The 24798-nt window shown below is 69.7% G+C and carries 23 protein-coding genes and 1 pseudogene; 11 read left to right on the top strand and 13 right to left on the bottom strand.

What is annotated here, in order from left to right; translation table 11 throughout:
• Positions 1–81: 81 nt before the first annotated feature.
• A complete protein-coding gene (gene serB / locus J0695_RS26795; protein WP_206966135.1) occupies positions 82–1290 on the top strand; it encodes a phosphoserine phosphatase SerB in 1209 nt (402 codons plus the stop codon).
• 102 nt (positions 1291–1392) lie between these two features.
• Here serB and J0695_RS26790 read toward each other — a convergent pair whose 3' ends face one another.
• The 4 genes from J0695_RS26790 to J0695_RS26780 all read right to left on the bottom strand — a co-directional run bounded on the left by J0695_RS26790 (position 1393) and on the right by J0695_RS26780 (position 3818).
• A complete protein-coding gene (locus J0695_RS26790) occupies positions 1393–1944 on the bottom strand; it encodes a SixA phosphatase family protein (RefSeq protein WP_206966133.1) in 552 nt (183 codons plus the stop codon).
• 84 nt (positions 1945–2028) lie between these two features.
• Positions 2029–2235 (bottom strand): hypothetical protein, encoded by a 207-nt coding sequence (locus J0695_RS26785; RefSeq protein ID WP_206966131.1) that lies wholly within the window; start codon positions 2233–2235, stop codon positions 2029–2031.
• A gap of 151 nt (positions 2236–2386) precedes the next feature.
• Positions 2387–2503 carry an SGM_5486 family transporter-associated protein gene (locus J0695_RS45250; protein ID WP_277990027.1) on the bottom strand — a complete coding sequence of 39 codons (117 nt, stop codon included), beginning with the start codon at positions 2501–2503 and terminating at the stop codon, positions 2387–2389.
• A gap of 4 nt (positions 2504–2507) precedes the next feature.
• Positions 2508–3818: a CynX/NimT family MFS transporter gene (locus tag J0695_RS26780; RefSeq protein ID WP_206966128.1), complete on the bottom strand. Its 1311-nt coding sequence runs from the start codon at positions 3816–3818 to the stop codon at positions 2508–2510.
• 63 nt (positions 3819–3881) lie between these two features.
• Between J0695_RS26780 and J0695_RS26775 the strand changes: the two genes are divergently transcribed.
• A complete protein-coding gene (locus J0695_RS26775; protein ID WP_206966126.1) occupies positions 3882–4550 on the top strand; it encodes a FadR/GntR family transcriptional regulator in 669 nt (222 codons plus the stop codon).
• Here J0695_RS26775 and J0695_RS26770 read toward each other — a convergent pair.
• The 3 genes from J0695_RS26770 to fabG form a co-directional block, all read right to left on the bottom strand.
• On the bottom strand, positions 4531–4896 hold the full coding sequence (locus tag J0695_RS26770; protein WP_206966124.1) for a hypothetical protein: 366 nt from the start codon (positions 4894–4896) through the stop codon (positions 4531–4533). The genes J0695_RS26775 and J0695_RS26770 overlap by 20 nt on opposite strands.
• Positions 4897–5226: 330 nt before the next feature.
• On the bottom strand, positions 5227–5988 hold the full coding sequence (gene fabI / locus J0695_RS26765; protein ID WP_206966122.1) for an enoyl-ACP reductase FabI: 762 nt from the start codon (positions 5986–5988) through the stop codon (positions 5227–5229).
• Positions 5989–5992: 4 nt separating this feature from the next.
• Complete coding sequence (gene fabG, locus J0695_RS26760) at positions 5993–6697, bottom strand: 3-oxoacyl-[acyl-carrier-protein] reductase (protein ID WP_206966120.1); 705 nt, start codon at positions 6695–6697, stop codon at positions 5993–5995.
• A 185-nt stretch (positions 6698–6882) separates the two neighbouring features.
• On the opposite strand from fabG, the gene J0695_RS26755 reads away from it, so the two are divergent.
• The 3 genes from J0695_RS26755 to tyrS are packed head-to-tail and all read left to right on the top strand — an operon-like array spanning position 6883 to position 11121.
• The gene (locus J0695_RS26755) at positions 6883–8406 is read left to right on the top strand and encodes a TldD/PmbA family protein (RefSeq protein WP_206966118.1); all 1524 of its coding nucleotides are present in this window, start codon (positions 6883–6885) and stop codon (positions 8404–8406) included.
• Complete coding sequence (locus tag J0695_RS26750) at positions 8403–9806, top strand: TldD/PmbA family protein (RefSeq protein ID WP_206966116.1); 1404 nt, start codon at positions 8403–8405, stop codon at positions 9804–9806. The genes J0695_RS26755 and J0695_RS26750 overlap by 4 nt, the downstream gene beginning before the upstream one ends.
• Positions 9807–9858: 52 nt before the next feature.
• Positions 9859–11121 carry a tyrosine--tRNA ligase gene (tyrS, locus tag J0695_RS26745; protein ID WP_206966114.1) on the top strand — a complete coding sequence of 421 codons (1263 nt, stop codon included), beginning with the start codon at positions 9859–9861 and terminating at the stop codon, positions 11119–11121.
• 33 nt (positions 11122–11154) lie between these two features.
• Here tyrS and J0695_RS26740 read toward each other — a convergent pair.
• A pseudogene (locus J0695_RS26740) lies at positions 11155–11421 on the bottom strand (GlsB/YeaQ/YmgE family stress response membrane protein); the annotation flags it as partial.
• Between the two features lie 206 nt (positions 11422–11627).
• Between J0695_RS26740 and J0695_RS26735 the strand changes: the two are divergent.
• Complete coding sequence (locus tag J0695_RS26735; RefSeq protein WP_206966113.1) at positions 11628–12002, top strand: DUF3099 domain-containing protein; 375 nt, start codon at positions 11628–11630, stop codon at positions 12000–12002.
• A 191-nt stretch (positions 12003–12193) separates the two neighbouring features.
• A complete protein-coding gene (locus tag J0695_RS26730) occupies positions 12194–12418 on the top strand; it encodes a hypothetical protein (protein ID WP_206966110.1) in 225 nt (74 codons plus the stop codon).
• 7 nt (positions 12419–12425) lie between these two features.
• Here J0695_RS26730 and moaA read toward each other — a convergent pair whose 3' ends face one another.
• The 3 genes from moaA to J0695_RS26715 all read right to left on the bottom strand — a co-directional run bounded on the left by moaA (position 12426) and on the right by J0695_RS26715 (position 15564).
• Positions 12426–13415 (bottom strand): GTP 3',8-cyclase MoaA, encoded by a 990-nt coding sequence (gene moaA, locus J0695_RS26725; RefSeq protein WP_307798770.1) that lies wholly within the window; start codon positions 13413–13415, stop codon positions 12426–12428.
• 143 nt (positions 13416–13558) lie between these two features.
• Positions 13559–15202: a monocarboxylic acid transporter gene (locus J0695_RS26720; protein WP_206966109.1), complete on the bottom strand. Its 1644-nt coding sequence runs from the start codon at positions 15200–15202 to the stop codon at positions 13559–13561.
• Positions 15199–15564, bottom strand: a complete 366-nt coding sequence (locus tag J0695_RS26715; RefSeq protein WP_206966107.1) for a DUF485 domain-containing protein — start codon at positions 15562–15564, stop codon at positions 15199–15201. The genes J0695_RS26720 and J0695_RS26715 overlap by 4 nt, the downstream gene beginning before the upstream one ends.
• A gap of 243 nt (positions 15565–15807) precedes the next feature.
• Here J0695_RS26715 and J0695_RS26710 point away from each other — a divergent pair, with 243 nt between their 5' ends.
• The 4 genes from J0695_RS26710 to J0695_RS26695 all read left to right on the top strand — a co-directional run bounded on the left by J0695_RS26710 (position 15808) and on the right by J0695_RS26695 (position 23423).
• On the top strand, positions 15808–17331 hold the full coding sequence (locus tag J0695_RS26710; RefSeq protein ID WP_206966105.1) for a S8 family serine peptidase: 1524 nt from the start codon (positions 15808–15810) through the stop codon (positions 17329–17331).
• A 49-nt stretch (positions 17332–17380) separates the two neighbouring features.
• Complete coding sequence (locus J0695_RS26705; protein WP_206966103.1) at positions 17381–18919, top strand: S8 family peptidase; 1539 nt, start codon at positions 17381–17383, stop codon at positions 18917–18919.
• A 185-nt stretch (positions 18920–19104) separates the two neighbouring features.
• Positions 19105–22056, top strand: coding sequence for an alpha-N-acetylglucosaminidase (locus J0695_RS26700; protein WP_206966101.1), 2952 nt, complete (start codon positions 19105–19107; stop codon positions 22054–22056).
• A gap of 23 nt (positions 22057–22079) precedes the next feature.
• A complete protein-coding gene (locus tag J0695_RS26695) occupies positions 22080–23423 on the top strand; it encodes a CoA transferase (RefSeq protein ID WP_206966099.1) in 1344 nt (447 codons plus the stop codon).
• Here the strand turns inward: J0695_RS26695 and J0695_RS26690 are convergent.
• On the bottom strand, positions 23413–24456 hold the full coding sequence (locus J0695_RS26690) for a zinc-dependent alcohol dehydrogenase family protein (RefSeq protein ID WP_206966097.1): 1044 nt from the start codon (positions 24454–24456) through the stop codon (positions 23413–23415). The genes J0695_RS26695 and J0695_RS26690 overlap by 11 nt on opposite strands.
• An 18-nt stretch (positions 24457–24474) precedes the next feature.
• On the bottom strand, positions 24475–24798 hold a 324-nt coding region (locus J0695_RS26685), incomplete at its 5' end, for a lysoplasmalogenase family protein (RefSeq protein WP_242553224.1).

Genomic DNA, 24798 nt, shown 5'->3' with positions numbered 1-24798 from the left:
CGGATCCCTTTCCGGATCCGTGTCCGGGGATCGGACGGGGTGACGGGGAGGCACTGCGTGCCCTATACGGTGGGGATCACCATGAGCGCTTCGCAGACCCCCACCCTTCTCGTAAAGATCTTCGGGAAGGACCGCCCCGGGATCACCGCCGGGCTCTTCGACACCCTCGCCGCCTACTCCGTCGATGTCGTGGACATCGAGCAGGTAGTCACCCGTGGCCGCATCGTCCTGTGTGCCCTGGTCACCTCGCCCACCGCGGGCGGGACCACCGCGGGCGAGCTCAGGGCGACCGTGCACAGCTGGGCCGAGTCGCTCAAACTTCAGGCCGAGATCATCTCCGGTATCGGCGACAACCAGCCCCGAGGCAGCGGACGCTCCCATGTCACCGTCCTCGGGCACCCGCTCACCGCCGAGTCCACGGCGGCCATAGCGGCTGCGATCACCTCGACCGGCGGCAACATCGACCGTATCTTCCGGCTCGCCAAGTACCCGGTCACCGCAGTGGAGTTCGCGGTGTCCGGTACGGAGACCGAGCCGCTGCGTACCGCGCTCGCGACCGAGGCAGCGGCCCTCGGCGTGGACGTGGCCGTGGTCTCCGCCGGGCTGCACCGGCGCGCCCAGCGTCTCGTCGTCATGGATGTGGACTCCACCGTCATCCAGGACGAGGTGATCGAGCTCTTCGCCGCCCACGCGGGCTGCGAGGACGAGGTCGCCGAGGTGACCGCCAGGGCGATGCGCGGGGAGCTGGACTTCGAGCAGTCGCTCCATGCGCGGGTCGCGCTGCTGAAGGGACTCGACGAGTCGGTCGTGGAGAAGGTACGGGCAGAGGTACGGCTCACCCCCGGCGCCCGCACCCTCATCCGTACCCTCAAGCGCCTCGGGTACCAAGTGGGCGTCGTGTCGGGCGGGTTCACCCAGGTCACGGACGACCTGAAGGAGCGCCTGGGTCTCGACTTCGCCTCCGCCAACACCCTGGAGATCGTCGACGGGAAGCTGACGGGCCGGGTCGTCGGCGAGATCGTCGACCGGGCGGGCAAGGCCAGGCTGCTGCGCCGCTTCGCCGCCGAGGCGGGGGTGCCGCTCTCCCAGACCGTCGCGATCGGCGACGGCGCCAACGACCTGGACATGCTCAACGCCGCGGGTCTCGGGGTCGCCTTCAACGCCAAGCCGGTGGTCCGCAGGGCCGCCGACACCGCCGTGAACGTGCCCTTCCTGGACACCGTGCTCTATCTGCTCGGCATCACCCGCGAAGAGGTCGAGGCCGCCGACGGCCTGATCGAGAACGGCTGACGCCCGGCTCCCACGAGCGGAAAAGGGCCCCGGTGCACACGGTTGCGTACCGGGGCCTTCTGATGTGTCCGGCTGATGTGTCCGGCGTACGGGAAGGGCTGCCTACTCGTGCGGGGCCCAGAAGTCGTCGAGGCGGCCCACGCCGTGCTCTACCGACTTCCACGATCCGGTGAAGGAGACGACGGCGATCGCCGCGGTCGGGAAGCCGCTCCGGTTCATCCGGGCGAGCGCCTCCCCCTCGGCCTTGCCCGCGAGGGCGTCCGCGAGAGCGTGCATCCCGGGGTTGTGGCCGATGACGAGAAGATCCCGCACGTCGTCGGTGGTTTCGTTGAGCAGCGCGATGAGTTCGCCGAGGGACGCCTCGTACAGGCGCTCCTCGTACATGGTCCTGGGGCGCTGCCGCAGCTCCTGCACGGCCAGTTTCCAGGTCTCCCGGGTCCTGGCGGCGCTGGAGCAGAGGGCCAGATCGACGGTGAGGTCCATGGAGGCCAGCCGGCGTCCGGCGGCGGGGGCGTCGGCACGGCCCCGCTCGGCGAGCGGCCGGTCGTGGTCGGACACCTGGGGCCAGTCCGCCTTCGCGTGGCGGAGAAGGACGATCCTGCGGGATTCGGTGGGTCCGGGGGCAGTCCCCTCGGAGGATGCGGCGACGCTCATGCACTCCAGCTTCGCACGAATCATGCCCGGCGGCGCAGGGAGTTGAAGGGCTCCCCCAGCACGAGTGAAAGCGGTCCGCGCCGCTTACCGGGAGAGGCTCTCCTGCACGCGCTCAAGGAGGTGGGTGAGGGCCGGATCGCCGGATGCCGCCTGCGCCTGACCGGGTGCGGTGATGAGCAGGAGCAGGATCGCGAAGGCGATCGCGGGCAGTACGACGGCCCACCACGGCAGCTTGATGTCGACGCGCCCAGGGGCCGTGGTGTGGGACCTGGTGGGGATGTGGGCCGACATGGCCGCCTCCGTGAAGTTCGCCGTTGCTGATGACAACGAACTTACGGATTAAGGGCGCCCGGTCCCATCCGGTGAACTACCCACTTCACCCTGACCCTGACCCCCTAGGGGGTGGTGGTGCTAGCCCCACCCCTCGGCCGGCCGGGGGTCTTCACGGGGAGGCGAGTGTCGCGATGATGGCGACGACGATCGTGACGGCGAACATCGCGCCGAGCACGAGCAGCAGCTTCTTCTGGCCGTTGGGGGGATTCGGTTCGAGTACGGGCATGCGGTCAGTCTCGCATCCCGCATTCGTCCTCAATCGTCCGGTCCCGACCGGCCAGGATCCCGACCACCATCTGGGGCACCATCAGCCCCGCCATCAGTGCGATCGGCAGTCCCCAGCCGCCGCTGTGCTCGTAGAGGACGCCGACGAGCAGCGGCCCGGGGATGGAGAGCAGATAGCCGGTGGACTGGGCGAAGGCGGAGAGGCGTACGACGCCGGCACCGGTCCGCGACCGCATGCCGATCATGGTGAGGGCCAGCGGGAACGAGCAGTTGGCGATGCCGAGCAGCAGCGCCCAGGCCCAGGCGCCGCCGGCCGGGGCCATGAACAGGCCCGCGTAGCCCACGAGTCCGCAGGCGCCGAGTGCGACGACGATCGGCCCCTGGTTCTTCATCCGGGTGGCGAGGCGCGGGATGACGAAGGCGAGCGGGACGCCCATCGCCATCGTCACGGCGAGCAGCACACCGGCCGTGGAGGCCGAGACCCCGGCGTCGCGGAAGATCTGCGGCATCCAGCCCATGGTGATGTACGCGGCGGTGGCCTGGAGTCCGAAGAAGCAGGCGAGCGCCCAGGCGGTACGGGAACGGGTGATCCGCAGCGGCGGGGCGGCCGGGGTCCGCTGCGACGCGGCCACCGCGTCCTGGGCGGCGGCCGCGCTCCTGTCCCGTACGAGAGCGATCCAGGGCAGCACGGCGACGGCGGCCAGCGCCGCCCACACCCCCAGGCCCACATGCCAGTTGTCGCCCATGGAGTGGGTCAGCGGCACGGTGACGGCCGCGGCCAGGGAGGTGCCGAGGGCCAGGGCCATGGAGTAGAGGCCGGTCATGCTGCCCACACGGTCGGGGAAGTAGCGCTTGACGATCACCGGCATCAGGACGTTGGAGACGGCGATGCCCATGAGCGCGAGCGCACTGGCGGCGAGAAAGCCGGGCGTGCCGCCGGCGAACGGGCGGATCAGCAGGCCTACGGCGATGGCCGCCATGCCTGCGCAGACGACGGCGCCCGGGCCGAATCGGCGGGCGAGGCGGGGCGCGAGGATCCCGAAGACGGCGAAACAGAGCGAGGGAACGGAGGTGAGGAGTCCGGCGACGCTGTCGCTCATGCCGAGCGAGTGCTGCACCTCTTCGAGGAGCGGGCCCAGGCTGGTGATGGCGGGGCGGAGGTTGAGCGCGGCAAGGACGATGCCGACCATGACCAGCTTGATGGTCCATCCCGTCCGCGCCTGCTGCGGGGAGGGAGAATCACCGGTGGTGCGCGGCTCGGTGTCGCGGCTCAGGGTCTGTATCTCGTTCAACAACCGTGTCTCGTCATCGGGCATGGAGCCATCATAGAATCATGGGATGATTGGTTGTCCAATCGCCTACGTCGTCGAAGGAGCACCATGGCGCTGACCTCACCCCGGCGGTCCGCACTCTCCGACCAGGTGATCACCGAGCTGAGGAACCAGATCACCTCGGGCGAGTGGCCGGTCGGCTCACGCATCCCGACCGAGCCCGAGCTGGTGGAGCAGCTGGGCGTGGCCCGCAACACCGTCCGCGAGGCGGTGCGCGCGCTCGCGCACAACGGGCTGCTCGACATCCGGCAGGGCTCGGGGACGTACGTCATCGCGACCAGCGAACTGGCCGGTGTGATGCACCGCCGTTTCGCCTCCGCCGATCCCCGGCACATCGCCGAACTGCGCTCCACCCTGGAGTCGTCGGCCGCGCGGCTGGCCGCCGAACGGCGGACGCAGAAGGATCTGAAGCAGCTGGACGCCCTGCTGAAGCATCGTGAGGACATGTGGGAAACGGGTGACGCGGAGGCCTTCGTGGCCGCCGACGCGACCCTGCACCTGGCGATCGTCGCCGCCTCGCACAACGAGGTGATGACCGAGCTCTACGCCGACCTGGGCGATCTGCTGCGCGACTGGCTCCGCGACGACGTGGGGCGGGAGCTGCGCCCCGAGGGCTACATGGACCATGCCCGGCTGGTCGAGGCGATCCGCGCGGGTGACGCGGACACGGCGGGGACCGAAGCCGCGGGCTACGCCTTCAACTGCGTGCGTGGGTGATCCAGACCGCGCGGATCTCTTTCCAGCAGCGGTCGGTGAGGCGCACGGTCTGCGCGGGACCGACCTCGACGGGCCTGCCGTCCGCGTCGATGTCCCACCAGCGGGCGCACTCGACGTGCAGCTCGACCCGGTCGGAGTCCGGGTAGGGGTTGTGGCAGTACGCGACGACATGGGAGCCCTCGACCGTCGTACGGCAGTCCGCGCCGAACGGTTCGGGGGCGGTGACGGCGGCGGGGGCCTGGCGGACGGCCGCCGCCGCTCTCTCGCCCGATGGAGCCGCTGTGAGTGCGGCCAGGGCGAGGCCGGCGGTCAGAAGGGCCACGCTGCGACGGCGGAGGAGTCGCACACCCGTACCTCCTCCCCTGGGCTCGACGGGTATGTCCCTGTCCGCCCAGTCTGCGGGGGAAGGCCCCGTCACGCACGACGACCGTGCGCCCGCCTCTGCGTGAGGCGGGCGCACGGTCGTCGTGATACGGACGGAAGCGTTACGCACCCATCATGTGCACGCCACCATCGACGTGGATGATCTCGCCCGTCGACCCCTTCTGGACGCCGCCCTCGCACCGCGAGGCCCCAGGGGGCCTTGCGGGCTTCGGGACGGCTGCGCCGCAGTGACATCAGTCGCTCCGCGACGGGCGTCCGGCAGGTGGGGTGGGCTTCCCGGTGGAGCGGAGCCCTACGCACCCATCATGTGCACGCCACCATCGACGTGGATGATCTCGCCGGTCGTCTTCGGGAAGAAGTCCGAGAGCAGCGCGACGATGCCGCGGCCCGCGGGCTCCGCGTCCGCCATGTCCCACTTGAGCGGGGAGCGCGTGTTCCAGACGTCCGCGAGGTCGCTGAAGCCGGGGATGGACTTGGCGGCCATCGAGCCGAGCGGTCCGGCCGAGATCAGGTTGCAGCGGATGTCCTCGGCACCCAGGTCACGTGCGAGGTAGCGCGACGTCGACTCGAGGGCGGCCTTGGCCGGGCCCATCCAGTCGTACTTGGGCCACGCGAACTGCGCGTCGAAGGTGAGGCCGACGACCGAGGCGCCACCGCTGAACAGCGGGCGGCAGGCCAGGGTGAGCGACTTCAGGGAGAACGCGGAGACGTGCATCGCCGTCGCGACGTCCTCGAAGGTCGCCTCGAGGAAGTTGAAGGCGCCGGGAGGCGCGAAGCCGATGGAGTGCACGACGCCGTCCAGGCCGCCGAGCTCCGCCTCGACGAGGCCAGCCAGACGGTCCAGGTGCTCCTGGTTGGTCACGTCCAGCTCGAGAACCTTTGCCGGCTTCGGCAGCTTCTTGGCGATGCGCTCGGTGAGCGTGGGCCGCGGGAAGGCGGTCAGGATGACTTCGGCACCCTGCTCCTGGGCCACCTTGGCGGCGTGGAAAGCGATGGAGGACTCCAGCAGCACCCCCGTGATGAGGATGCGCTTGCCTTCGAGGATTCCACTCATGTGATCAGTGACCCATGCCCAATCCGCCGTCAACGGGGATGACGGCTCCAGTGATGTACGAGGCGTCGTCGGAGGCGAGGAACCGCACCGTGGCGGCGATCTCCTCCGGCTTCGCGTAACGGCCGAGCGGCACCTGGGCGACGATGCCCTTGCGCTGGTCGTCCGTGAGGACCTTCGTCATGTCGGTGTCGACAAAGCCGGGCGCCACGACGTTGAAGGTGATGTTGCGGGAGCCCAGCTCGCGTGCGAGCGAGCGGGCGAAGCCGACCAGACCGGCCTTGGATGCGGCGTAGTTCGCCTGGCCCGCCGAACCGAGGAGCCCGACCACCGAGGAGATGAGGACGACACGGCCCTTCTTGGCGCGCAGCATGCCTCGGTTGGCGCGCTTGACGACCCGGAAGGTGCCGGTGAGGTTGGTGTCCAGGACAGTGGTGAAGTCGTCCTCGGACATCCGCATGAGGAGCTGGTCCTTGGTGACGCCGGCGTTGGCCACCAGCACCTCCACGGGACCGTGCTTCTCCTCGATCTCCTTGTAGGCCTGCTCCACCTGCTCGGTGTCCGTGATGTCGCACTTCACCGCCAGGAAGCCCTCCGGTGGCTCGCCCGAGCGGTACGTGATCGCGACCTTGTCGCCTGTGTCGGCGAAAGCGCGGGCGATGGCGAGGCCGATGCCCCGGTTACCTCCGGTGACGAGAACCGAGCGGCTCAACGGATCACCCTCTCAATAGCGGTCTGGTACTCACGCAAACTATCGGTCTTGTCCCCCTTACGGGGAATCGGCCTCTGACAGCGCCTCGGGGCTGTCCCTGTCGGGTCCCTACAGAAAGGGCCTGGGCAATGGGCCTCCGAACAGGACATGATTCGGTCGACCGGTCGAGACGACAGGAGACATCCGTGCCCCATTCCATCGACGCAGCCTTCACGGCACTGCCGCTGCGGGCCCTCGCCGACGCGGCGCTCGCACGCGCCCGCGCGCTCGGCGCCGATCATGCCGACTTCCGATTCGAGCGGGTGCGCAGCGCGTCCTGGCGGCTGCGCGACGCCAAGCCCGCGGGTTCTTCCGACGGCACCGACCTCGGGTACGCGGTGCGGGTCGTGCACGGCGGCAGCTGGGGGTTCGCCTCCGGTGTCGATCTGACGATGGACGCGGCCGCCCGGGTCGCGGGGCAGGCCGTCGCCATGGCGAAGCTCTCCGCGAAGGTGATCAAGGCCGCGGGCTCGGACGAGCGGGTGGAGCTGGCGGCGGAGCCGGTGCACTCGGAGAAGACCTGGATCTCTTCGTACGAGATCGATCCGTTCCAGGTGCCCGACGAGGAGAAGACCGCGCTGCTCGCCGACTGGTCGGCGCGGCTGCTCGCGGCCGACGGCGTCGCGCATGTGGACGCCTCGCTGATGACGGTCCTGGAGAACAAGTTCTACGCGGACACCGCCGGCACCGTCACCACGCAGCAGCGGGTGCGGCTGCATCCGCAGCTGACGGCCGTGGCGGTCGACGAGACCACGGGGGAGTTCGACTCGATGCGGACGATCGCACCGCCGGTCGGACGCGGCTGGGAGTACTTGACCGGGACCGGCTGGGACTGGAACTCCGAGCTGGAGCAGATCCCAGGGCTGCTGGCGGAGAAGATGCGGGCGCCGAGCGTGGAGGCGGGAACGTACGACCTGGTCGTCGACCCGTCGAACCTCTGGCTGACGATCCACGAGTCGATCGGCCACGCCACGGAGCTGGACCGGGCGCTGGGGTACGAGGCGGCGTACGCGGGCACGTCGTTCGCCACCTTCGACCAGCTGGGGAAGCTGGCGTACGGATCCTCCGTAATGAATGTGACCGGCGACCGGACGGCCGAGCACGGGCTCTCGACCATCGGGTACGACGACGAGGGTGTGGCCGCGCAGACCTGGGACCTGGTGAAGGACGGGACGCTGGTCGGCTATCAGCTCGACCGCAGGATCGCCAAGCTGACGGGGTTCGAACGGTCCAACGGCTGCGCCTTCGCGGACTCCCCCGAGCACGTTCCCGTACAGCGCATGGCCAATGTGTCGCTGCAGCCGGATCCCGGCGGGCTCTCCACGGAGGATCTGATCGGGGGTGTCGAGCGCGGGATCTACGTGGTCGGGGACCGGTCGTGGTCGATCGACATGCAGCGCTACAACTTCCAGTTCACGGGCCAGAGGTTCTTCCGCATCGAGAACGGGCAGCTCGCCGGGCAGTTGCGGGACGTCGCCTACCAGGCGACGACCACCGACTTCTGGGGCTCGATGGAGAAGGTCGGCGGCCCCTCGACGTATGTCCTGGGCGGCGCCTTCAACTGCGGAAAGGCCCAGCCGGGCCAGGTGGCGGCGGTCTCGCACGGATGCCCGTCGGCCCTGTTCCGGGGCGTCAACATCCTCAACACGACGCAGGAGGCGGGTCGATGAGCCGTACCAGCAAGCCGTACGAGATCGTCGAGCGCGCGCTCTCGCTGTCCACCGCCGACGGCTGTGTCGTCATCGCCGACGAGCAGTCGAGCGCCAATCTGCGCTGGGCGGGCAACGCCCTGACCACCAACGGGGTGACCCGCGGCCGCACCCTGACCGTCATCGCGACCGTCGACGGCAAGGAGGGCACCGCCTCCGGTGTCGTCTCGCGGTCCGCCGTCACCGCTGATGATCTGGAGCCGCTGGTACGGGCCGCCGAGGCCGCCGCCCGCGGTGGCGCCCCGGCCGAGGACGCCCAGCCGCTGGTCTCGGGAGTGCCCGCGTCCCCGGACTTCACCGACGCACCGTCCGAGACGTCCTCCGCCGTCTTCACCGACTTCGCGCCCGCGCTCGGCGAGTCCTTCGCCCGCGCACGGGCCGGCGGACGCGAGCTCTACGGCTTCGCCCATCACCAGGTGACCTCCAGCTATCTCGGTTCGTCCACCGGTCTGCGGCTCCGCCACGACCAGCCCAGCGGCACCCTGGAGCTCAACGCCAAGTCCGCTGCAACCGCCGGCGGCGCACAGCGCTCCGCCTGGGTGGGCCGGGCGACGCGCGACTTCAAGGACGTCGACCCCGCCGTGCTCGACGCGGAGCTGGCGCAGCGGATCGGCTGGGCCGAGCGCCGTATCGAACTGCCCGCCGGGCGGTACGAGACGCTGCTGCCGCCGACTGCCGTGGCCGACCTGCTGATCTACCAGCTCTGGTCGTCGACCGCCCGGGACGCCGCCGAGGGGCGGACCGTCTTCTCCAGGCCCGGGGGCGGCACCCGCCTGGGCGAGCAGCTCTCGCCGCTGCCGCTGACCCTGCGCAGCGACCCGAACGAGCCGGGGCTTGAGTCCTCGCCCTTCGTACTGACCCACTCCTCGGGCGACGACGCGTCCGTCTTCGACAACGGGCTGCCGCTGACGGCCACGGACTGGATCCGGGAGGGGAAGCTGGAGCGGCTGCTCACCACCCGGCACAGCGCGGGCCTGACCGGGCTGCCGGTGGCTCCCTCGATCTCGAACCTGATCCTGGACGGGGGCGGGGAGAAGTCCCTGGAGGAGATGGTGGCGGGCACCGAGCGCGGGCTGCTGCTGACCTGCCTCTGGTACATCCGTGAGGTGGACCCGGCGACCCTGCTGCTCACCGGGCTCACCCGGGACGGCGTCTACCTCGTCGAGAACGGCGAGGTCGTGGGTGAAGTGAACAACTTCCGCTTCAACGAGTCGCCCGTCGATCTGCTGTCGCGGGCCACCGAGGCCGGGCGTACGGAGAAGACGCTGCCGCGTGAGTGGGGCGACTGGTTCACCCGGGCCGCGATGCCCGCGCTGAGGGTCCCGGATTTCAATATGAGTTCGGTCAGCCAGGGCGTATAACCTCGGGGGAGTCTGTAAGCAGCATCGCAACATCCGAGGAGACAAGAGAACCGTGACGGACATCGTCGACGAACTGCAGTGGCGCGGGCTGATCGCCCTCTCCACTGACGAGGACGCACTGCGCAAGGCGTTCGCGGACGGTCCCGTCACGTTCTATTGCGGTTTCGACCCGACCGCGCCGAGCCTGCACCTCGGCAATCTGGTCCAGATCCTCACCATGCGCCGGATCCAGCTGGCGGGCAACCGCCCGCTGGGTCTGGTGGGCGGTGCCACGGGCCTGATCGGCGATCCGAAGCCGAACGCGGAGCGCACGCTCAACGACCCCGAGACCGTCGCCGCCTGGGTGGGCCGGCTGCGCGGGCAGATCGAGCGGTTCCTGGACTTCGAAGGTCCGTACGCGGCGACCATGGTCAACAACCTGGACTGGACGTCGGGTCTGTCGGCCATCAGCTTCCTGCGGGACATCGGCAAGTACTTCCGGGTCAACAAGATGATCGCGAAGGAGGCCGTCTCACGGCGGCTCAACTCCGACGCGGGCATCAGCTACACCGAGTTCAGCTACCAGATCCTGCAGGGCATGGACTTCCTGGAGCTCAACCGCAGGTACGGCTGCACGCTGCAGACCGGCGGCAGCGACCAGTGGGGCAATCTGACCGCGGGCACCGACCTGATCCACCGGGCCGAGCCCGAGGCCGACGTGCATGCGCTGGCGACACCGCTGATCACCAAGGCGGACGGCACGAAGTTCGGCAAGACGGAGTCCGGCACGGTCTGGCTGGACGCCGAGCGGACCACTCCGTACGCCTTCTTCCAGTTCTGGCTGAACGCGGACGACCGGGACATCTCCAAGTTCCTGCGCATCTTCAGCTTCAAGTCCCGCGAGGAGATCGAGGAGCTGGAGAAGCTGACCGAGGAGCGCCCGCAGGCGCGTGCCGCCCAGCGTGCGCTGGCCGAGGAGCTGACGACGATGGTGCACGGCGCCGAGCAGTGCGCCGCCGTCACCGCCGCGTCGAAGGCCCTCTTCGGCCAGGGCGAGCTGGCGGAGCTCGACGAGGCGACGCTGGCCGCCGCGCTCTCCGAGCTGCCGCACGCCAAGGTCGACGGCCTGATCCCGGTCGTGGACCTGCTCGTCGAGACGGGTCTGGTGGCCAGCAAGTCGGCAGGCCGCCGCGCCGTCAAGGAGGGCGGGGCGTACGTGAACAACGTGAAGGTGGCCGGCGAGGACTCCGTACCGGCAGCCGGTGAGCTGCTGCACGGTCGCTGGCTGGTACTGCGCCGGGGCAAGAAGAACCTGGCCGCGGTCGAGGTCGGCTGACCCAACGCGCGGGAAAGTACGCCAGCAGCCTGTCTGTTTCTTTCCTCTGACCGCGGACCATGCGGCGTCACCCAGAGCGACGACGATCACCGCGCCCACCAGCTGGAGCAGATGCCTGGTCCAGTCGATGCCGCCGGTGTCGTTGACACCCATTCCGGTGGCTGCCCAGTTGCCCAGCACGCTGCCGAGGATGCCGAACACCGCCGTCAGCCACAGAGGGATCTGCTGCTTGCCCGGGATGATCGCCTTGGCGATCAGTCCGAGCACCAGTCCCACGACGATTGCCCACAACCAACTCATGTCGCCTCCTCATGCGGCTTCTGTGTGCGCATGTGCGATCAGTCTCCGTCCGTAGGCCGTACGGCGCATGCGCCGTACGCGGTACGCCGGGGTGGATCCGCCCAGGCGTGGCGTGCCCCGGTCTCGAAGGGAGCGCAGGGGCGGCGTACCGTGGGAGCGGTCCGGTCCGGGGAGAGTCCGGCGCAGGAATCGGGTGGTGGAACGTGATGCGGAAGCAGAGCAGCACCGAGGTCTTCCGGATCACCGGGGCCCGGCAGGGTCTCGCCGACGACATACGGGGCAGGCAGCGCCGCTATGTGATCTCCATGTCGATCAGGACGCTTTCGGTGGTCCTGACCGTGATCCTCTGGAACATCGAACGGCCGGTCGCGATCGCGACGCTGGTCCTCGGCGCACTCCTTCCGTACGTCGCCGTGGTGATCGCCAACGCGGGCCGGGAAAACGTGCCTTCGCTGCCCTCGACCTTCATCCCCGCACCGTCCCGACCGGCCCTCGGTACCGCCGTGGCGGGAGGCGTCGCGGAACCGCCTGCGGAAGGTCCGGCCGGGGCTCCTGGTGAGCGGCCGAACGATCAGAGTTGATCGTCCAGCGGTCCACAAAGCTCAAGAAAAGCTCAGATCAATCATGTAGTTCCGGTGCCGTGACGCCGGTCCCCCATGACATACTTCAAAAGCGCTCCGCATCCCCCGTCGGAGCGACGGACCGACGCCGGGCAGCTCCCCCCGTGGCTGCTCGGCGTCGCCTTTGTCTGCACACTTTTTTGAGGCACAGCTTGAGTGACGAAACGCCTGTCTGTTCCGCCAAGGGATGCCGCACCGACGCTGTCTGGGTGCTGGCGTGGAACAACCCCAAGCTGCACACGCCGGAGCGTCGCAAGACCTGGCTCGCGTGTGAGGAACACCGGGAACACCTCTCCCAGTTCCTGGGTGTACGAGGCTTCCTGAAGGACGTCGTGGCGCTCGACGAGTGGGTGCCTGACCCGGCCGCCGGCCGCTGACTCCTGGCTAGCCGCCGATCGCCGACATCGGACGGTCGGGCTGCAGGAACGAGGGGTCGTCGAGGCCGGAGCCGGCCTTCTTGCCCCACATCGCCACCTTCCAGAGGCGGGCGATCTCCTCGTCGTCCACCCCAGAGCGCAGGGCGGCGCGCAGGTCGGACTCCTCGCGGGCGAACAGACAGGTGCGCACCTGACCGTCGGCGGTGAGCCTCGTACGGTCGCAGGCCCCGCAGAACGGGCGGGTGACGGAGGCGATGACACCGACGCGGTGCGGGCCGCCGTCCACGAGCCAGCGCTCGGCGGGCGCGGAACCACGTTCGCCGTCGCCCTCGTCGGTGAGCGTGAAGCGCGTACGCAGGGATTCCAGGATGTCACCCGCAGTGATCATTCCGTCGCGCTTCCAGCCGTGCTGGGCGTCGAGCGGCATCTGCTCGATGAAGCGCAGTTCGTACGCGTTCTCCACGGCCCAGGCGAGAAGGTCGGGGGCCTCATCCGCGTTGAGCCCCGGCATCAGCACGGTGTTGACCTTCACCGGGGTGAGGCCCGCGTCCCGCGCGGCTTCCAGTCCTTCGATCACATCGCGGTGGCGGTCGCGGCGGGTGAGCGTCTTGAAGACGTCGGGCCGCAGCGTGTCGAGCGAGACGTTGACCCGGTCAAGGCCCGCCGACTTGAGCGCGGCAGCGGTGCGCTTGAGCCCGATTCCATTGGTGGTCAGCGACATACGGGGGCGGGGGGCCAGCTGTGCGCACTGCTCGACGATCCCGACCAGGCCGGGACGGAGCAGCGGTTCGCCGCCGGTGAAGCGGACTTCGGTGATGCCGAGATCCGTCACCGCGATCCGTACCAGCCGGACGATCTCGTCGTCGGTCAGCAGATCGGGCTTGCCGAGCCATTGCAGTCCCTCTTCGGGCATGCAGTACGTGCACCGGAGATTGCAGCGGTCCGTGAGCGAAACGCGCAGGTCGGTGGCGACCCGACCGAAGGTGTCGATCAACACTTGGGTCCCCTCCCCACTGGCTGGATTGTGTATACACAGCGAGCCTACGCGAGAGGACTGACATTGAGGGGGGCAGATTGCCACGAGGTGCGAAGAGGCCGCGTCGTAGGACCCTACGACGCGGCCTCTTCGCGGGCTTGTGGCTAGTGGGCTCCGATGCCGGTGAGGGACTTGACCTCCAGCTCGGCGTACTTGCCCTTGTCCGGCTCCTCCTTGGAGAGCAGCGATCCGAGGATGCCGAGCAGGAAGCCCAGCGGGATCGAGATCAGGCCGGGGTTCTCCAGCGGGAACCAGTGGAAGTCGACCCCCTTGAACATGGAGGTCTTCGGGTTCCCGGAGACCACCGGGGAGAAGAGCACCAGGACCACGGAGGAGACGAGGCCGCCGTAGATGGACCACAGGGCGCCCTGGGTGGTGAAGCGCTTCCAGAAGAGGCTGTAGAGGATCGTCGGCAGGTTGGCGGACGCGGCGACAGCGAAGGCCAGGGCGACGAGACCCGCGACGTTCAGGTCGCGGGCGAAGGCGCCGAGGACGATGGCGACCGCGCCGATCGCGACCGTGGACCAGCGGGCCGCGCGCATCTCCTCCTTCTCCGTGGCCTTGCCCTTGCGGATGACGTTGGCGTAGATGTCGTGCGCGAAGGACGAGGACGAGGCGAGCGTGAGCCCGGCGACCACCGCGAGGATGGTGGCGAAGGCGACGGCGGAGATCACCGCGAGCAGGATCGCGCCGCCCGTCGAATCCGCGCCGCCGCCGATCTCCAGGGCGGCGAGTGGCGCCGCCGTATTGCCTGCTGGGTTCGAGGCGATGATGTCGCCCGGCTTGAGGATGGCCGCGGCGCCGAAGCCGAGGACGATGGTCATCAGGTAGAAGGCGCCGATGATGCCGATCGCCCAGTTCACCGACTTACGGGCGGCCTTGGCGGTCGGGACCGTGTAGAAGCGGATCAGGATGTGCGGCAGCCCCGCGGTGCCGAGCACCAGGGCGATGCCGAGCGAGATGAAGTCCAGCTTGGTGGTGCCGGTCTTGCCGTACTTCAGGCCGGGGTTGAGGAAGTCGCTTCCCTTGCCGCTGTTCTTGGCGGCCGTGCCCAGCAGGTCGGAGATGTTGAAGTTGAACTTCAGCAGAATCAGGAAGGTGATGAGGATGGTGCCCGCGATGAGCAGGACCGCCTTGACCATCTGCACCCAGGTGGTGCCCTTCATGCCGCCGATGGTGACGTAGAGGATCATCAGCACGCCGACCAGGGCGACGATCAGAACCTTGCCCGCGTCGGTGGTGATACCGAGCAGCAGCGAGACCAGGACGCCCGCGCCCGCCATCTGCGCCAGCAGATAGAAGATCGAGACGACGATGGTGGAGGCGCCCGCCGCCGTGCGGACCGGGCGCTGCTTCATGCGGTACGCGAGGACGTCGCCCATCGTGTAACGGCCCGAGTTGCGCAGCGGTTCGGCGACCAGGAGCAGGGCGACCAGCCAGGCGACCAGGAAGCCGATGGAGTAGAGGAAACCGTCGTAACCGAAGATCGCGATGGATCCCGCGATGCCGAGGAACGACGCGGCGGACATGTAGTCGCCGGAGACCGCGAGTCCGTTCTGGAAGGCGGTGAACTGCCGGCCGCCCGCGTAGAAGTCCGAGGCGCTCTTGGTCTGGCGTCCGGCCCAGACGGTGATGACGAGCGTCGCGACGACGAAGACCGCGAAGAGCGTGATGATCAGCGGCCGGTGCTTCTCGGTGGCGGACGCGGCGAGGAACTGGACGGCCGGGTGGGTGACGGCGGGACTCATACGTCGGCCTCCATACGGGACTTGATCGCCTCGCCCTTCGGGTCGAGCTTCGTGGTGGCGTAGCGCGAGTAGAACCAGGCGATGAGGAAGGTGGTGAGGAACTGGGCGAGGCCGAACACGAGGGCCACATTGATGTTGCCGACGACCTTGGTGTCCATGAAGCCGCCCGCGTAGTTCGACAGCAGGACGTACAGCAGGTACCAGGCGATGAAGCCGATGGTCAGGGGGAAGGCGAAGGAGCGGTGCGCATGGCGCAGTTCGCCGAACTCCTCGCTCTCCTGCTCCGCGAGGAACTGCTCCGTCGTGGGCTGTGCGGGGCCTGTCTCCGCCCCGCCTCGGGGCGGTGGTACATCGGTAGCCACAGGATCTCCTTGCTGCGCGGGGGCGGTGGTGCGACGGGTCAACGGGGGCCTCACTGGTGGGGGGTGGTCGTTCGTTTCCCCCTGACAACGGCACGGAGAGCACGACGACGCGGTTCACGGCGTCCTGATTTTCTTTATGGATTCATTGCCCGACGCTGTTGATCAGCGATAACTTCACTCGTCATGTACAAGCTCAACCGCGACCCGCGGATGGGCAGTTGACACGGATGATGTGGAGAACCCATGGCTCATCTGCGCTCCAGACGGCTGCGTGCACTCGCACTGCCCGCCGGACTGGCCCTCACGGCCTCGCTCGGCATCCTGCCCGGCGCATCGGCGTCGGCCGCGCCCCAGGTCACCCAGGTGGCCACCGATGGACCGAACCTGGCGTACGTGGTGAACACGAAGGCCGACCACCGCACCATCTCCTCGGTGAAGCAGGCGATATCCCGGGCCGGGGGGACCGTCGTCATCGCGTACGAGAAGATCGGCGTGATCGTCGTCCACTCGGCCAACCCGGAGTTCGGGCCGCAGATCCGCGCGGTACGCGGGGTGCAGTCGGCCGGTGCCACCCGCACGACCCCGCTCACCTCGGCGGCGACGACCGACGAGGGCTCCCCCGAGTACATATCGGCCGCGGAGGCCAAGGCCACCACGAGCGCGGCCTCCGGTGTGGAGCCCCTCGAGAGCAACCAGTGGGACCTCAGGGCGATCGGCGCCGACAAGGCGGCGAAGATCAACCCGGGCAGCTCCAAGGTCACCGTCGGTGTGATCGACACCGGGGTCGACGACACCCACCCCGACCTGGCGGCCAACTTCTCCGCCTCGCAGTCCGCGAACTGTGTCGGCGGCGTCCCCGACACCTCGCCGGGCGCCTGGCGTCCGTACAACCCGGTCGAGGACTACCACGGCACGCACGTGGCGGGCGAGATAGCCGCCGCCCGCAACGGCATCGGTGTGGCCGGTGTCGCGCCGGGCGTGAAGGTCGCGGCCATCAAGGTCAGTGACCCGACGAACGGCCTCTTCTACCCGGAGAGCGTCGTCTGTGCCTTCGTCTTCGCCGCGGACAAGGGCATCGAGGTCACCAACAACAGCTACTACGTCGACCCGTGGCTCTACAACTGCCTCAGCGACCCGGACCAGAAGGCGATCTACGACGCCGTCAACCGCGCCTCGCTGTACGCGCAGTCCAGGGGCACCCTGAATGTCGCGTCGGCGGGCAACTCCAACGACGACCTCGACTCGAACGCGCTGACCGACGCGTCCAGCCCGGACGACTCGACCGCCGTCACCCGGACGGTCGACCCGCACCAGTGCTTCGACGTACCCACCCAGCTGCCGGGTGTGGTGACGGTCGCGGCGACCGGCGTGCAGAACGTGAAGTCGTACTACTCGAGCTACGGCAAGGGCGTCATCGACGTCACGGCGCCCGGCGGTGACAAGTACCAGATCCCCGACACCCCGGACAAGAACGGCCGTATCCTCGCCACCCTCCCGGGCAACACCTACGGCTATCTGCAGGGCACCTCGATGGCCAGCCCGCACGTCGCCGGGGTCGCCGCACTGCTGAAGTCCGCCCACCCGTGGGCAGGCCCCCTGGCGCTCCAGGCTCTGCTCAAGGCGGAGGCCGACAACCCGGGCTGCCCCGCGCAGGTCTACGACTCGACCGGCAAGCTGATCGATGCGACCACCTGCAAGGGCGGCAAGCGCGTGAACGGCTACAACGGCTACGGAATCGTCGACGCGCTGGACGCAGTGAAGAAGTAGCCACCCGCACGGCCACCTGCCCGCAACCGCCAACGAAAGTGGAGCTTCCATGACGCTGCGCATCTCGCGCACCCGCCGCCGGACCCTCGCGATCCCGGTCGGCATGGCCGTGGTCTCGGCCCTCGCCTTCCTGCCATCGACGGCATCGGCCAGCCCGGCCGAGAGCCGGGTGGCAGCCGCCTCGACGGACGGTCCGTCACTCAGCTACGTGGTCAACGTCAGCAAGGGGTACGGCCGGACCCACCAGGTCGAGCGGGCCGTGCAGGCGGCCGGCGGTTCGATAGTGGAGACGTACGACAAGATCGGCGTGATCGTCGTCCACTCATCGAACCCGGACTTCGCGAAGACGATCCGTACCGTACGGGGCGTGGAGTCGGCCGGTGCCACCCGCACCGCGCCGCTGCCCGCCCAGTCGACGACGGACGTCGGCGCCCCGAAGGCGGTCACCGCGGAGCAGTTGAAGGCCGCGACAGCCGCCGCCCCGGCCGGGCAGGACCCGCTGGAGCCCCTGCAGTGGGACCTGAAGGCGATCAAGGCCGACAAGGCGCACGAGAAGTCGCTCGGCAGCCGCGACGTCACGGTCGCGGTGATCGACACGGGCGTCGACGACACCCACCCGGACATCGCGCCGAACTTCGACCGCGCGGCCTCCGCCAGCTGTGTCAGCGGCAAGGCCGACACCACGGACGGCGCATGGCGGCCGTGGGCTTCCGGCGGCTCGCCGCACGGTACGCATGTGGCGGGTGAGATAGCCGGGGCGAAGAACGGTGTCGGGATCACCGGTGTCGCACCGGGTGTGAAGGTCGCCGGCATCAAGGTGGCCACCCAGGGCGGCAGCTTCTTCTACACCGAGTCGGTGGTCTGCGGCTTCATGTGGGCCGCCGACCACGGTGTGGATGTGACCAACAACAGCTATTACACCGACCCCTGGTACTTCAACTGCAAGGACGACCCGGACCAGAAGGCCCTCGTCACGGCCATCACCCGGGCCTCGCTGTACGCGGAGTCCAAGGGCACCGTGAATGTCGCGGCGGCGGGCAACGAGAACTACGACTTCGCCGCGGACTCGATCACCGACCCGGTCAGCCCGAACGACTCCACCCCGGGCGACAGGACGATCGACCCGTCCAAGTGCTACGACATCCCGACCCAGCTGCCGGGTGTCGTGACGGTCGCGGCGACGGGCGCCAAGAACCTGAAGTCGTCGTTCTCCAACTACGGCCTCGGGATCATCGACGTCGCGGGCCCGGGCGGCGACTCCACCGTCTACCAGACCCCGGACGCCCCGGCGACCAGCGGTCTGATCCTGGGCCCGGTGCCGGGCGGCGGCTGGGCCTACATGGCCGGCACCTCGATGGCTTCCCCGCATGTCGCGGGCGTCGCGGCGCTGATCAAGTCCACGCATCCGCACGCCTCGGCGGCGGTGGTCAAGGCGCTGCTGAAGGTCGAGGCCGACTCTCTCGCCTGCCCGGTGCCGTACGACATCAACAGTGACGGCAAGGTGGACGCGGTCTGCGAGGGCGGCAAGTTCTACAACGGCTTCTACGGGGCAGGTCTGGTCAACGCCCTGAACGCGGTCACCAAGTAACTGCTTCACCCAGAGGGCCGCACGAGGATGTCCTCGTGCGGCCCTCTGCTGTCGCATTAGTGACAGCCATCCGATGACTCATTGCTGTAAGGCCGTTACACCCCTACAGTCGCAGCGATTCCGATGCACCGAATCCGGAGGACACTGTGACTCAACTCCCGATGTCAAGACGGAATTTGTTCCAGTTGGCGAGCACGGCGGCAGGCGCCGCAGCACTCGGCCTTGGCGCACCGTCCACTGCACAAGCATCCGATGGATCCGGCACTGCCGCCGCCCGCAGCGCCATCCGAAGGCTCGCACCCGCCATCGCCGACCGGTTCGAACTCCACCTCGCGGACCCGGGCGACAGCGTCGCTTCCTTCTCGCTCACCACCGGCCGCGGCCGGGTCACCATCAGCGGCTCGGACACGGTCGCGCTCCTCTCCGGCTTCACCTGGTACCTGGAGCAGCACGCGCACGGCCAGGTCTCGCGCGGCGGCGACCACATCCCGCAGCAGCTTCCCGCCCTCGCCGAGCCGGTGCGGCGTACGACCCGGCTGGCGCACCGGTACGCGTACAACTTCTGCGTCACCGGCTACACGAACCCCAACTGGTCCTGGAAGCAGTGGGAGCGGGAGATCGACCTGCTCGCCGCCGGCGGCTACAACCAGGTGCTGGTCACCATCGGCCAGGAACAGGTCTGGTACGACACCTTCCGAGCCTTCGGCTACAGCGACGCCGAGGCCCGCGCGTACATCTCGCTCCCCTGCCACCAGCCCTGGCAGTGGATGAGCAACCTCTTCGGCTACGACGGCGGCATGTCGGCCCAACTCCTCGACAAGCGCCGGACATTGGGCCGGCGCATCATCGCCCGGATGCGGGAGCTCGGCATCGCCCCCGTACTGCCCGGCTTCAGCGGCAGCGTCCCCGCCGGCTTCGCCGCGAAGAACCCCGGCGCGCAGGTGATCGACCAGGGCCAATGGTACGGATTCGACCGCCCCGACTGGCTCGACACGACCACCCCGCTCTTCCAGCAGGTCGCCGCCGCCCACTATGCCTCCCAGCAGAAGCACTTCGGCCTCTGCCACGCCCAGGCCATCGACCTGCTCCACGAGGGCGGCAACGCGGGCGGCGTCGACATCGGCAAGGCGGCGCAGGGCGTCGAGCAGGCGCTCAGGGCCGCCGATCCCGGATACCTCTGGATCATCCAGGCCTGGGGCTCCAATCCGCGCAAGGACCTCCTCCAGGCCGTCGACCGCTCCCGCATGCTGGTCCTCGACCTGACGGGCGGCAGCTGGTCGGGCAGCGGCCAGTTCGGCTCCACCCCCTGGTCCTGGGGCCAGCTCCCCAACTTCGGTGGCCGCACCGGTCTGTTCGGCCCGCTCGCCCCGGTCGCCGCGTCCCCCGGCATCACCGCCGACCAGCTGAACGGCACCTGTCTGTCCTCCGAGGGCGTCGACACCAATCCGGTCTTCAACTCCCTCTTCTCCGAGGCCGTCTGGCACGACACCCCCATCGATCTGGACGACTGGATCACCGGCTATCCGACCCGCCGTTACGGCACCGAGAACGCGGCCGCGTCGGCCGCCTGGCAGACCCTCGCGGCGGTCCCGTACGCCCACGGCTCGACCGGCGGCGCCGACTCCCTCTTCAACGCGCAGCCCTCGCTGACCGCCACCAAGGCGTCCGCCAACTCCCCCGGCTCCCTCGGGTACGACGCGTACGCCCTGGAGCCCGCCTTCCTCGACCTGCTGCGCGCCACCCGGGAGCTGGGGCGCGCCGACACCTTCCGCTTCGACCTCGTCAACGTCGCCCGTCAGGTGCTGGTCAACCAGTCGCGCCTGCTGCTGCCGCAGATCAATGCGGCGTACGGGGCGAAGGACACCGCCGCCTTCGACCGGCTCACCGCACGCTGGCTGACCCTGATGGATGCTCTGGAGCAACTCCTGTCCACCCGGGGCGAGTTCCTGCTCGGCCGCTGGCTCACCGATGCCCGCCAGTGGGGCGCGGACGACGCGGAGCGCGCCCTCCTGGAGCACGACGCGCGCTCGCTGATCGGCACCTGGGGCAACACCCGGGCGAGCTCCTCCGTCAACCACGACTACGCCAACCGCGACTGGGCCGGTCTGGTCTCGGGCTTCTACAAGCCGCGCTGGACGCGATTCTTCGCCTCGCTCCGCACCGCCCTGACGACGGGGACGGCGCCGGCGGCCATCGACTGGTTCGCGGCCGACGACGTCTGGATGCACGGCAGCGAGAGCTACCCGGTGGAGCCCTCGGGCGACGAGATCCGCCAGGCCGCCGCCCTTGCCGCACTGCTGCACCCGGAGCCCGTGCTCACCCTGTCCTTCGCCCCTGCGGCCCCCGCGGTCGGCGTGCCGTTCCGGGTGACCGCCGAGCTGGCCAACTGGTCGGCGCGTCCGCTGTCGGAGGTCCGGCCCGCGCTGACCGTTCCGGACGGCTGGACGGCCGAGCCGGTGGGCGACCAGGCGGCAGCGGTCGGCGCGTACGGCCGTACGACCTACGCCTGGACCGTCACGGCCGGCGCCGCGGGCTCCATCGCGGCGACCGCGGCGGGACTTCGGGTGGAGGCCGCCATCACACCGGTCACCCCGTTCGCCTCGCTCGCCGCGGCCTTCAACAACAGCGGCATCAGCGACGACACTCACCCGCAGTACGCCCACCTCGACGGAACCAACGGCTTCTCGTCCCAGGCCCTGGCCGCACAGGGGCTCACGGCAGGCGGAAGCTACGTCCACGACGGGATCGGCTTCCTGTGGCCCGGCGGGGCGCCGGAGGCGGCGGACAACGTCGCGGGCCCGGCCTCCTTCCTGCTCTCCGGTAGCGGGACCAGGCTCGGCTTCCTCGGGGCCGGGATCTACGTACAGACGGGCAACGTCACGGTGACGTACACCGACGGCACGGTCGACAGCCGACCGGTGACCTTCCCCAACTACGCGGGCAGGGAGCCGCTGACCGGCGGCGCCGAGGTGGCGGCCGACTGCGACTACCGGCTCACGCCTTCGGGCCCGGCGAACCACGGCTACGGCTACCGGATCTACGTCAATTCCGTGCCGCTCCTCGCCGGGAAGACCGTCGCCATGGTGTCCCTCCCGGCCAACCCCGGGCTGCACATCTTCGCGGTGGCGACCGGCTGACTGCCGGATGGCACAGTGTCCGCATGACGCACGCAGACACCTCCGGTACGGAACAGGCCTGGGCAGCACTCGGCGGCGACCCCGCGCTGATCTCGCGGATCAGCTACGGCGGCCCCGCCGGGCTGCTGCCCTCCCGGCTCCCGGTCATGGAGCTGGCCCGTTCCACCGTGGCGGTGTGCGCACTGGCCGCCGCCGAGCGGGCCGGGTCGGCCCAGGTGTGCGTCGACGACGGCGCGGTCGCGACGGCGTTCGTCAGCGAGCGCCATCTGCTGGTGGACGGCCGTGCGCCGGTGAACTTCGCGCCGCTGTCCCGTTTCTGGCGTACGGCCGACGGCTGGGTCCGCACCCACGCCAACTACCCGCACCACAAAGCCGCGCTGCTCGCCGCACTGGGCGTCCCCGCCGGGAAGGTGGAGGCCGAGCTGGCCGGACGGCGGTCCGTGGAGGTGGAGGAGACGGTGTACGCCGCCGGGGGTCTGGCGGTGGCGCTGCGTACGCCCGAGGAGTGGGCGGCCCACCCGCAGAGCGTCTCGGTGGCCGAACGGCCTCTGGTCGTACGGGAGTTGCTCGACGATGCCCCACCGAAGCCGCGCGGTGAGCGGCTGAAGGTCCTGGACCTGACGCGGGTCATCGCGGGCCCGGTCGCCACCCGCACCCTGGGCCTGCTCGGCGCGGACGTGCTGCGCATCGACGCACCCAGGATGCCCGAACTCCCCGACCAGCACGCGGACACGGGCTTCGGGAAGCGCTCAGCGACGCTGGACCTGCGCAGCCACGCCGACCGGCGGACCTTCGCCGGGCTCCTGGACGCGGCCGACGTCCTGGTCACCGGTTATCGGCCTGGCGCACTGGATGTGTACGAACTCCAGCGTCCCGGCCTGGTCGTCGCGCAGCTCTCCGCGTGGGGCGACCACGGACCCTGGCGCGAGCGGCGCGGCTTCGACAGCCTGGTCCAAGTGGCCACGGGAATCGCCGAGTCGGAGGGCGACGACGGAAAGCCGGGCGCGCTCCCCGCGCAGGCGCTGGACCATGGCACGGGGTATCTGCTGGCCGCCGCGGTGCTGCGGGCGCTGACCGAGCAGGACGCGTACGGCGGCACCCGGCGCCTGCGACTCTCGCTGGCCCGCACCGCCCACTGGCTGCGCGGGCTGACGCCGGACCCCAGGACGCCCCGGGCCTCGTACCCTTCCCCAAGCTCTCGGCTTCGCTCGAGCAGGGGAGACCCCATCCGACTGGCCGAGACCGACAGCCCGTTGGGCCGGCTCAGGTACGCCCCGTCGCCCGTCGCCTACGAAGGCGGCCCGGCGGACTGGTCACGTCCACCGGGCCCCTGGGGTGCCGACTCCGCCGCCTGGCTTACAGCTTGACGATGACCTTCAGCGCGGTGCGCTCGTCCATCGCCTTGTAGCCGTCCGGGACCCCGTCGAGCCCGACCGCGAGGTCGAAGACCGGCGAGGGGTCGATCGTGCCGTCGAGCACATCGGGGAGGAGCTCGGGGATGTACGTACGGACGGGTGCGACCCCGCCGCGCAGGGCGACATTGCGGTCGAACATGTCGCTCAGGTCCAGGCCGGTGCCGCTGCCGTGCGGTACGCCGACATAGCCGACGGCGCCGCCGTCGCGGGCGATCGCCAGGGCGGTGCGCATCGACTGTTCGGTGCCGACGGCCTCGATCACGGAGTGCGCGCCCTGGCCGCGGGTCAGTTCCCGTACGGCGGCGATGGCCTCGTCGCCGCGCGCGGCGACGACGTCGGTGGCGCCGAAGAGCTTGGCGATGTCGGTGCGGTCCTGGTGGCGTCCCATCGCGATGATCCGCTCGGCGCCGAGCCGCTTGGCGGCCAGTACGCCGCAGAGCCCGACCGCGCCGTCGCCGACCACCGCGACGGTGGAGCCCTTGACGACCCCCGCGCCGAGCGCGGCGTGGTGGCCGGTGCCCATGACGTCGGAGAGCGCGAGCAGGGCCGTCAGCAGGTGGTCGTCGGACGCGGCGTCGGCGGGGAGCTTGACGAGGGTGCCGTCGGCGAAGGGCACGCGGACAGCGTCGCCCTGGCCGCCGTCGGAGCCGACCGAGCCCCAGAATCCGCCCTGCGGGCAGGAGGTGGTGAGGCCCTCGGCGCAGAAGTCGCAGCTGCCGTCGGACCAGACGAAGGGCGCCACGACCAGGTCGCCGGCGGCGAAGCCGGCCACGCCGGAACCCGCCTCCTCGACGATGCCGAGGAACTCGTGCCCGATCCGCTGGCCGGGCTGCCGGGCGGCCACGCCCCGGTACGCCCAGAGGTCGCTGCCGCAGATGCAGGCGCGCAGAACGCGGACGACGGCGTCGGTGGGCTGCTGGACAACGGGGTCCGGCACCTCCTCGACGCGCATGTCGTAGGGGGCATGGATGGTGGTGGCGCGCATGGTGCGAGTCCTTGCTGATCAGACAGAAGTACGGCTTTCACGGTACGCCTGCGCGGAGGGTGCCGCGCGCGCGAGCAGGGCTCTGGCCAGCAGGGTCTGAGCGGCGATGTACGTCGCCATGACCCAGAAGTCGGGGCGGGGCGGCTGGGGCCAGTCGGCGACATCGGTGGCGATCAGGGTGTCGGAGAGCAGGAAGAGCGCACCGCCGATGCCGCCCCACAGGCCCAGGGTGCTGGAGCGGTACGCCATGGCGGTGAGGAGGAGGGAGTAGCCGGCCACGGGGATACGGAGGTCCGGGGGGAGGTCGGGCCAGAGGGCGGCGACCGTTCCGGCGAGGGCCGC

The organism is Streptomyces beijiangensis (genome assembly GCF_017315755.1).
GTDB lineage: Bacteria > Actinomycetota > Actinomycetes > Streptomycetales > Streptomycetaceae > Streptomyces > Streptomyces beijiangensis.
This window is presented reverse-complemented; position numbering and strand designations above follow the sequence as displayed.